9 protein-coding genes and 1 riboswitch are annotated in these 8,557 nt (G+C 73.1%); of the genes, 6 read left to right on the forward strand and 3 right to left on the reverse strand.

Annotated elements, in window-relative coordinates:
- Positions 1–16 precede the first annotated feature (16 nt).
- The 4 genes from AE652_RS28320 to AE652_RS28335 all read left to right on the forward strand — a co-directional run bounded on the left by AE652_RS28320 (position 17) and on the right by AE652_RS28335 (position 4,111).
- Positions 17–679: an AAA family ATPase gene (locus tag AE652_RS28320; protein WP_082346024.1), complete on the forward strand. Its 663-nt coding sequence runs from the start codon at positions 17–19 to the stop codon at positions 677–679.
- A gap of 79 nt (positions 680–758) precedes the next feature.
- Positions 759–1,568, forward strand: a complete 810-nt coding sequence (locus tag AE652_RS28325; protein WP_049656544.1) for an Fpg/Nei family DNA glycosylase — start codon at positions 759–761, stop codon at positions 1,566–1,568.
- A 135-nt stretch (positions 1,569–1,703) separates the two neighbouring features.
- Positions 1,704–2,030 carry a putative quinol monooxygenase gene (locus AE652_RS28330; protein WP_049656546.1) on the forward strand — a complete coding sequence of 109 codons (327 nt, stop codon included), beginning with the start codon at positions 1,704–1,706 and terminating at the stop codon, positions 2,028–2,030.
- 71 nt (positions 2,031–2,101) lie between these two features.
- A complete protein-coding gene (locus AE652_RS28335; RefSeq protein WP_049656549.1) occupies positions 2,102–4,111 on the forward strand; it encodes a tetratricopeptide repeat protein in 2,010 nt (669 codons plus the stop codon).
- 44 nt (positions 4,112–4,155) lie between these two features.
- Here AE652_RS28335 and AE652_RS28340 read toward each other — a convergent pair whose 3' ends face one another.
- Together AE652_RS28340 and AE652_RS28345 are read right to left on the reverse strand one after the other, a co-directional pair.
- The gene (locus AE652_RS28340) at positions 4,156–5,829 is read right to left on the reverse strand and encodes a hypothetical protein (protein WP_049656551.1); all 1,674 of its coding nucleotides are present in this window, start codon (positions 5,827–5,829) and stop codon (positions 4,156–4,158) included.
- Positions 5,830–5,951: 122 nt separating this feature from the next.
- Positions 5,952–6,335, reverse strand: a complete 384-nt coding sequence (locus AE652_RS28345; RefSeq protein ID WP_049656554.1) for a metalloregulator ArsR/SmtB family transcription factor — start codon at positions 6,333–6,335, stop codon at positions 5,952–5,954.
- Between the two features lie 82 nt (positions 6,336–6,417).
- Positions 6,418–6,631, forward strand: a riboswitch (cobalamin riboswitch).
- Positions 6,632–6,661: 30 nt separating this feature from the next.
- On the opposite strand from AE652_RS28345, the gene AE652_RS28350 reads away from it, so the two are divergent.
- Positions 6,662–7,777 carry a HoxN/HupN/NixA family nickel/cobalt transporter gene (locus AE652_RS28350; protein ID WP_049656561.1) on the forward strand — a complete coding sequence of 372 codons (1,116 nt, stop codon included), beginning with the start codon at positions 6,662–6,664 and terminating at the stop codon, positions 7,775–7,777.
- A gap of 66 nt (positions 7,778–7,843) precedes the next feature.
- On the opposite strand, the gene rpmG is transcribed toward AE652_RS28350, so the two are convergent.
- Positions 7,844–8,008 (reverse strand): 50S ribosomal protein L33, encoded by a 165-nt coding sequence (gene rpmG, locus AE652_RS28355; RefSeq protein ID WP_049656556.1) that lies wholly within the window; start codon positions 8,006–8,008, stop codon positions 7,844–7,846.
- A gap of 144 nt (positions 8,009–8,152) precedes the next feature.
- Here rpmG and rpmB point away from each other — a divergent pair, with 144 nt between their 5' ends.
- Entirely contained in the window at positions 8,153–8,389 is a 237-nt protein-coding gene (rpmB, locus tag AE652_RS28360; RefSeq protein WP_049656558.1) for a 50S ribosomal protein L28, read from the forward strand.
- Positions 8,390–8,557: the final 168 nt, after the last annotated feature.

The raw sequence follows: 8,557 nt of genomic DNA on the forward strand, positions 1-8,557 counted from the left end.
CCCCGCGGCCGTACCCGTGCCGAGCGCGCCGCCCGTGCCCGCCGGGGGCACCGGGCACTTCCTGCTGCCGTCCGGCGCACCCGTCCAACTGCCGGCCCACCCGCCGCGGCAGCACGCGGCCACCGGGCCGATAGCCGTCCTGCTGATCGGACCGGCCGGGGCCGGCAAGACCACCGTCGCCCGCCACTGGGCCGAGCGGCGGCCCACCCCGACCGCGCACATCAGCCTGGACGACGTCCGCGAGTGGGTGCAGGCGGGCTTCGCCAACCCGCAGTCCGGCTGGAACAACGCCTCCGAGGCGCAGTACCGGCTGGCCCGCCGCACCTGCGGCTTCGCCTGCCGCAACTACCTGGCCAACGGCATCTCCTGCATCATCGACGACGCCGTCTTCCCGGACCGCCCGGCGATCGGCCTCGGCGGCTGGAAGCGGCACATCGGCCCCGGCATGATCCCGGTCGTGCTGCTGCCCAGCCTGGACTCGGTGCTGCACCGCAACGCCCGGCGCAGCGGCAACCGCCGGCTCGGGGACGAGGAGGTGGCCCGCATCCACGGGCGGATGGCCGGCTGGTACAACTCCGGGCTGCCGATCATCGACAACTCCGCCCTGGACGTCGCCGGGACGGCCGCCGAGCTGGACCGCGTCATCCTGGCCCGGCTGATGGGCGTCCCGGTCCGCTGACCCGCGGCGGCACGGGGCTGTCGGTGCCGGCTGCGATGATGGACGGGTCCAGTCGCCGAGCCCGGAGGAGCCGACGCCCGTGCCCGAAGGCCACATCATCCACCGCCTCGCCACCGAGAACCGCGAGGCCTTCGGCGGCCGCCCGGTGCGGGTCTCCAGCCCGCAGGGCCGGTTCGCCGACGAGGCCAAGGTGATCGACGGGCAGCTGCTCACCGGCGCGGAGGCCACCGGCAAGCACCTCTTCCTCGGCTTCGAGGAGGGCGCCTGGGTGCACGTCCACCTCGGCCTCTACGGCGGCTTCACCTTCGGCACCGGCCCGGCGCCCGCGCCGGTCGGGCTGGTCCGGCTGCGGCTGGAGAACGAGGACGGCTACGCCGACCTGCGCGGGCCCAACACCTGCGCGCTCGTCACGGACGACCAGAAGGCCGCCGTCGCCGCCCGGCTCGGCCCCGACCCGCTGCGCGCCGACGCCGACCCGGAGGCCGCCTGGCGCCGGATATCCGGCAGCCGGACGACCGTCGCGGCGCTGCTGATGGACCAGAAGGTGCTGGCCGGGGTGGGCAACGTCTACCGGGCCGAGGTGCTGTTCCGCCACGGCATCGACCCGCACCGGGCCGGGCGCGACCTCACCCGCCGGGAGTGGGACGCGATCTGGGCCGACCTGGTCGCCCTGATGCGCGAGGGCGTCACCGCGGGCCGGATCGACACCGTCCGCCCCGAGCACACCCCCGAGGCGATGGGCCGCCCGCCCCGGGTGGACGACCACGGCGGCGAGGTGTACGTCTACCGGCGGGCCGCCATGCCCTGCCTGGTCTGCGGCACCGACGTGCGGACGGAGGAGCACGCCGCCCGCAACCTCTTCTGGTGCCCCGCCTGCCAGGCGGCGTGACCGGCCCGAGCCGGGACGCGCGACGCCCCCGTGTCGTGGAGAGCCCTTCTGACCTGCGACGATGGACGGGTGCCCGCCGAGCGGCGGGCACCCGTCCGCACGGCCACGTGTGAACGTGGAAGGGAAGGAAGTCCCATGATCTTCATTACGGTCAAGTTCGCGGTCCGCCCCGAGCGCGCCGACGAGTGGCTCGACCTGGTCGACGGTTTCACCCAGGCCACCCGCAGCGAGCCCGGCAACCTCTTCTTCGAGTGGTCCCGCAGCGTCGACAACGCCAACGAGTTCGTCCTGGTCGAGGCGTTCCGCGACGGCGACGCCGGCAAGGAGCACGTGGAGTCCGCGCACTTCACCAAGGCCATGGACGACATGTCGTACGCCGTGGCCGCCAAGCCGCAGATCGTCTCGATCGAGATCCCCGGCATGGACGGCTGGGGCGAGATGGGCGAGATCACCCCCCGGTGACACCCGAGCGCCCCTCCGGCCGGGTGCCCAGCCCGTAGGCTGGGGCCCGGGCGGCCGGAGGGAGCAGGCGGATGGAGCGGCACGAGGTGGCCAACACCGTGTCAGGCGCCACGGTGGGCGGCCATGTGGTGCAGGCCGGGAGCATCGGGTCGGTGCACCTCCACCAGCCGCGGGAGGTGTCGACGCCGCATCAGACCCGGCCGCCACGTGAGACCTTCGTCAACCGTGAGCGCGAGATCGCCATGCTCACTGCCGCATTGCGAAGGGTCGACGAGGGTGGGCTTGCCATCGTGGCCTTCACCGGCCTGGGCGGGGTGGGAAAGACCGAGTTGGTGGTGAAGTTCGCCGAGGAGCGTGCGGCGCACTTTCCGGGTGGCGTGCTGTACGTCGATCTCAAGGCCTACCGGCACCAGGCCGGGGTGGACCTCCCGGGGGTCGTGCAGATGTTTCTGCGCGCTCTCGGGAAGGAGTCTCCGGACGAAGAAGCGGCGCGCTTCGCGGAGTTCCGTACGGCAACCGCCGAGAAGCGGTGTCTGATCTTCCTGGACAATGCCGAGCACGCCGCCGAGGTCCGCGCCCTGCTCCCGTCGGCGGGACTGGTGGTGGCCGCGAGCCGGGAACGACGGCTGGGCGCGCTTCGCATGGACGGTGCCGTGGTGCAGCAGCTGGACCGGCTCAGTGCGGCGGCCGGTGCGGCGCTGGTGCGTGGCTGGCTGGGGCCCGAGCGGGGCGCCGCCGGAGAGATCGCGGCGCTGGTGGAGCGTTGTGAGGGACTACCGCTCGCCCTGAACGCGGTCGGGGGCCAGCTGTTGGGCCGTTCGCGCCTCAAGGTGGGCCAGGTGGTGGCCGAACTGAGGGACCAGGAGCGCAGGTTGGCTGTGCTGGACAACGACGAGGGAAATCTCCGGCGGACCTACGACCCGGTGTATGAACGGCTCTCGCCACAGGCTCGTGTGCTGTACCACCTGATCGGAGTGCACCCCGGTCCCCACGTGTCGGCTGAACTCGCGGCTGCGGTGGGCGTCGAGCAGGCGGCGGAGGCCCTGGACGAGTTGTACCTCGTGCACCTGTTGGACGAGGTGGTGGACGACGGTCCAGGGGATCGCTACCAGGCCCATGACGTGGTGCGGACGCATGCCTACGCCTGTGCCCGTGAACTACCGTGCCAGGAGGAGCTCCTGGAACGTGATGTGGCGTACTTCCGGGGCCGTGCGTCGCTCGCCGATCGAACGATGGGCAGGGAGAGACTCCGCTTGCAGGACCCGAGCGGTGACGACCTGCCCGGCTTCGACTCCGAGACCGCCGCCATGCGGTGGCTGCACGCCGAACGCGCCAATCTGCGGGCGGCGGTGGAGACGGCATCCAAAAAGGGGTGGCACGGCGAGGTGTGGCGGCTCTGCGAGTCGCTCTGGCCGCTGTACCACGGCCGCAAGCTCTACGACGACTGGATCGCCACCCACCGGCTCGGCATCGAGTCGGCCCAGTGGGACAACCAGCCGGCCGCCGTGGTCAAGATGCGCAACCAGCTCGCCCGCGCCCACCAGGAGCGCAAGGAGTACCGGCTCGCCGCCGAGCAGCTGGCGCTCGCCACGGAGCTGGTCCCGCTGGTGACGAACCGCCGGGTGGTCGGGGTGCTCTACGAGACCGACGGCCTGCTCTGCCTGGCCGACGGCCGCCCGGGCGACGCGGTGGAGCGCTTCACCCTGGCCCTGGCGGAGAACCGGGGCGACGACCACGGCGAGATCGTCCAGAGCTACAACCTGGCGCAGGCGCTGATCGCCGACGGCCGTCCGGAGGAGGCGCTGACCCTGCTGGCCGAGGCCACCGCCCGGGCCGGGCGGACGCGGGACAACGACATGCTGATGAAGCTGCCGCTGGTCCGGGCCCGGGCCCACCGGGCGCTCGGGCAGCTGGACCTCGCCGTCGTCCACGCGGACGACTGCGCCCGGCAGGCCAAGGAGCGGAACCAGTACGCGAAGGAGGCGCAGGCCCACACCCTGCTCGTCACCCTCGCCGAGGAGCTGGACGACGCGGAGCTGGCGGAGCGCAGCCGCGAGCGGCTGCGGCAGCTGGCGGGCTGAGGGGCGGTCCGGGCCGAGGGGCGGTCCGTAGCGGGCGGGCGGGGTCAGGGCCCGGTACGGAAGGACACCCGGGTGCGGTGCCCGCCGGTGCGGACGGTGAGTCCGTGCTTGGGGAGGCCGGCCGGGTCGCCGCCGTCGGCGAGCCAGCAGGCCACGGCGGAGCCGAGCAGCAGTGGGTCGACGGCGGGGTCGGGGCGGCCCCAGTCCGGTTCGGCGCGGGCCTCCAGCAGCCGGCCGCCGTGCAGCCGGAGCAGGTGGCGGGCCGGGCCGAGGGCGGCCACCGCGACGGCGAGGCCGGGCAGTTCGGCGGCGGTGTCGGCGAGCCAGCGGGTGGCGGGGCGTTCGGCGTGCGCCTCGGTGCGGGCGATCACCTCGGCCGTGTAGCGAAGGGCGTCGCCCGGGTGCTCGTCGGTGAGGGCGTGGAAGCCGCGCGGGGTGTGGTCGTCCGGGTGGAAGGGGTAGCGCCGCAGGCTCACCTCGGTCCCCTCGGTGCTGCCCTCGACGTCGTACGCGGTGGGCCACTCGGCGGCCCCGGGGCAGGGGACGGGCCTGGGGTAGGGCGGCAGGGCCGGTTCGTCCCCGGGTTCGTCCAGGCCGTCCAGGAAGGAGTAGAGCAGCGGGCGCAGCAGCCGGGCGGATTCGCCGCGGTGGGCGAGTGAGCGGTCGGTGATCTCGCGCAGGCCGGTCGGGGCCTCGGCGAGGGCCCGTTCGAGCTGGGCGGCGAGGTCCCCGTCCGGGTCGAGGACGGGGGCGGCCTGGCCGAAGGCGTAGCTGGGGGAGCGCGGGTCGAGTTCGGCGGCGCCGGTGGCGACGAGCATGGTGCGGTGTTCCAGGGCGGCGCCGTAGACGGTGACCGAGCCGTGGTCGCCGATCACGCAGTCGGCGGCGACGAGCGCGGCCTGCCAGCCCTGGTGGGGCGGGATCAGGCGCAGGCCCATCCGGCGGGCGTCGTCGAGCAGCGCCCCGGGGGCGTGGCGGCTCCACACGTTGGGGTGCAGGACGACGGCCACCGTGTACTCGTCGGCGGGCAGTTGGCGGACGAGCCGCCGGGGCAGGTCGGGGTGGCGGCCGAATAACGAGTGCTCGCTCCAGGTGGAGCTGACGACGACGAGCCGTCGGCCGCCGACGGCGCCGAGCGCGGCGCGGTAGCCGTCCCGGGAGCGCCGGCTGGCGAGCATCCGGTCGAAGCACGGGTCGCCGACCACCCGGGCGACGTCCAGGGCCTCGGGGCAGGAGGTCCGCAGCCGGTCCAGCTGTTCGGGGTGGGAGAGCCCGAGGACGTCCACGAACACCCGCCCGCGGTGGGTGAGTTCGTTGCGGGAGAGGCCGGCGGCGCTGACCGTGTCGCCGGTGGACTCGGTGACCAGGCGGTTGTAGCCGGCGCCGTGCGGCAGGACGACGAGGCGGGCGTCCAGGCGGTGCATGGAGGAGTGGACGGCGCAGGCGACGGCCAGGTCGAAGCGGTGGCGGACGGCGTCGTCCCAGTCCAGCACGGTGAAGCCGGACAGGCCGTGCAGGTACTCGTCCAGGGCGCGGTCGGCGAAGACGGAACCGGGGTTGACGGTGAAGTACCACTCGATGCCGTGCGGGCTCAGCAGGGAGAGGACGTCCAGCACCCGGGTGGCCGAGGTGAGGGTGCGGGCGACCGCCAGCACGCGGGCCTTGACCGGGTCGGTGTTCCAGCGGTCGGCGGGCCAGGCATGGGGGTGGGACGGCACATCATGATCGTACTGGCCGGGGCCGTTCACGGCGCGCCTTCCCGAGCGGGAGTCAGCGGACCGGGCGGGAGTCGGCGGCCCGAGCGGGAGTCGGCAGGTCGGGCAGGCGTCGGCGGGAGGGGTCAGCCCACCGCCGCGCTGGGCTCGTGGTGCTCGGCGGCGGCGCACTCGTCGAGGAGGGGGCGCATGGCCTCGTCCACGAGCCGGTAGCGCACCACTCGTCCGTCCCGGTCGCCGGTGACCACGCCGGCCGTGCGGAGCAGCCGCAGGGCCTGGGAGACGGCGGGGTCGCGCATGCCGGTGGCCACCGCGAGGTCGCTGACGGCGAGCGGGCCGGCCCGGTGGAGGGCGAGCAGCAGGGCGAGCCGTCCGGGGTCGGCGAGCAGGGAGAACCGTTCGGCCCAGGACCGGACGTGCGCGGGGTCGCCGATCGCGGCGATGGCCTCGCAGACCCGGTGCCCGTCGATGGTGCGGTGGCCCGCGCGGTCGGCCGGTACGAGATGCATGCGGACATTCTTGCAGGCGGCCGCCTGTGATCCTGGACACCTGCGCAGGTGCGCAGCCTTGCACGGGTCGGGGCGCGGCCCCTACGGTGTTCCCCGCCGTGGTGCTCGGGAAGACCGGTGACGGACCCTCAGGGGTCCCAGCCCGGAGCGGCCCTCGCCACTGTGATCGGGTCGTTCCTCCGCCCGCGGAGGAACGTCGTCCGTGCCCACGGAGCCACTGGGTGCCTCGCGCACCTGGGAAGGCGGGCACGGGTATCCCGTCAGCCAGGAGACCGGCCACGGCATCTCACGAGGTTTTCCACGAGGTGCTGGAGCGTGATCCGCAGATGACCCTGCCCGAAACCGTTGCCGCCGGCGCGAAGCCGGCCCCTTCCGTGCTGCCCAGCTTCAGATGGCGGCGCGAGGACACCGTCCGTACGGCCGGGCTGATGGCGGTGATCGTGGCCATGCACGTGGTGGCCTTCGGCACGCTGATCTTCCTGGTCGCGCCCGAGCGGTACGCGGTCGGTACCCAGGTCTTCGGGGTGGGCCTCGGCATCACCGCGTACACCCTCGGCATGCGGCACGCCTTCGACGCCGACCACATCGCGGTGATCGACAACACCACCCGCAAGCTGATGGCGGACGGCAAGCGGCCGGTCTCGGTGGGCTTCTGGTTCGCCCTCGGGCACTCCTCGATGGTGGTGCTGATGGCCGCCCTGGTGGCGGGCGGCGCGCAGCTGGCGAACACGCTGATGGACGACGAGTCGGCCACCCACAAGTGGCTGGGCGTGATCGGGACGACCACCTCCGGCGTGTTCCTCTACCTGATCGGCGCGCTCAACCTGGCGGCGCTGCTCGGCATCCTCAGGGTGTTCCGCTCGATGCGGGCCGGGAAGTTCGACGAGAAGGAGCTGGAGGCGCACCTCGACTCGCGCGGCTTCATGGCCCGGGTGCTGAACCGGGCGACCCGTTCGATCACCCGGCCGGGGCAGATGTTCCCGGTGGGCATGGTGCTGGGCCTGGGCTTCGACACGGCGACCGAGGTCACCCTGATGGTGATGGCCGGCTCGGGCGCGGCCTCCGGGCTGCCCTGGTACGCGATCGTCTGCCTGCCGCTGCTGTTCGCGGCGGGGATGAGCCTGTTCGACACCCTGGACGGGACGTTCATGAACTTCGCGTACCAGTGGGCCTTCGCCAACCCGGTCCGGAAGGTGTACTACAACCTGACCATCACGGGTCTGTCGATCGCGGTGGCCTTCATCATCGGCACCATCGAGCTGGTCGGGGTGCTGCACGAGAAGCTCGACCTGACCGACCCGGTCACCGGGTTCGTCGCGGACATCTCGCTGGACAACGTGGGCTACGCCATCGCCGGGCTGTTCGTGGTCGTCTGGGCGATCGCGATCGGGTACTGGAAGCTCGCCCGGGTCGAGCAGCGCTGGACGCCCGAGGGCTCCTGAGCCGAGCGGCCAGGCCGCGAACGGCGCCTCCCCGAGTCCGGGGAGGCGCCGTTCGCGCGTCCGGGGTCAGCGCTCCTCGCGGAAGTCGACGTGCCGGCCCGCGGCCGGGTCGTACTTGCGCAGGACCATCCGGTCCGGGTCGTTGCGGCGGTTCTTGCGGGTCACGTAGGTGAAGCCGGTGCCGGCGGTGGAGCGGAGCCTGATCACCGGGCGCAGTTCGCTGCGGGCCATGGGACGTCCTCCTGGGGTCTGGGGGTCGGGGTCTCGGGGTCCGGTCCGAGGGGTTGGCTCGAACCGTACATCGAAATGGAAGTCATTTTCATCTGGTGTAACGTGAGCCCGGTCCTGCCCATTCCCGGACGCCAGGGAGCACCCATGTCCGCCCGCTGCCAACTCACCGGCCGCCGGCCCGGCTTCGGCAACGCGATCTCGCACTCGCACCGCCGCACCGGCCGCCGCTTCGACCCCAACATCCAGCGCAAGCGCTACTGGCTGCCCGGCGAGGGCCGGTACGTCCGGCTGGCGCTGAGCGCCAAGGGCATCCGCACCGTCGACGCGATCGGCGTCGAGGCCGCCGTCGCCCGCATCCGCGCCCGGGGGGAGAAGGTCTGATGGCCAAGCAGAGCAAGATCGCCAAGAACGAGCGGCGGCGCGCCGTCGTCGCCCGCTACGCCGAGCGCCGGGCCGAGCTCAAGCGGACCATCGCCCACCCCGGCACCGGCCCCGCCGAGCGCGCCGCCAACTGTCCGCCGACGAGTACACGGTGGCCGTCGTCCTGCA

This window comes from Kitasatospora sp. MY 5-36 (assembly GCF_001182915.1).
Classification (GTDB): Bacteria; Actinomycetota; Actinomycetes; order Streptomycetales; family Streptomycetaceae; genus Kitasatospora.

Bases quoted from the DNA above. Each gene is read 5' to 3' on its own strand.
- AE652_RS28335 (WP_049656549.1), top strand. From the start codon at position 2,102: ATGGAGCGGCACGAGGTGGCCAACACCGTGTCAGGCGCCACGGTGGGC.
- AE652_RS28350 (WP_049656561.1), top strand. From the start codon at position 6,662: ATGACCCTGCCCGAAACCGTTGCCGCCGGCGCGAAGCCGGCCCCTTCC.
- rpmB (WP_049656558.1), top strand. From the start codon at position 8,153: ATGTCCGCCCGCTGCCAACTCACCGGCCGCCGGCCCGGCTTCGGCAAC.
- rpmG (WP_049656556.1), bottom strand. From the start codon at position 8,008: ATGGCCCGCAGCGAACTGCGCCCGGTGATCAGGCTCCGCTCCACCGCC.
- AE652_RS28345 (WP_049656554.1), bottom strand. From the start codon at position 6,335: ATGCATCTCGTACCGGCCGACCGCGCGGGCCACCGCACCATCGACGGG.
- AE652_RS28330 (WP_049656546.1), top strand. From the start codon at position 1,704: ATGATCTTCATTACGGTCAAGTTCGCGGTCCGCCCCGAGCGCGCCGAC.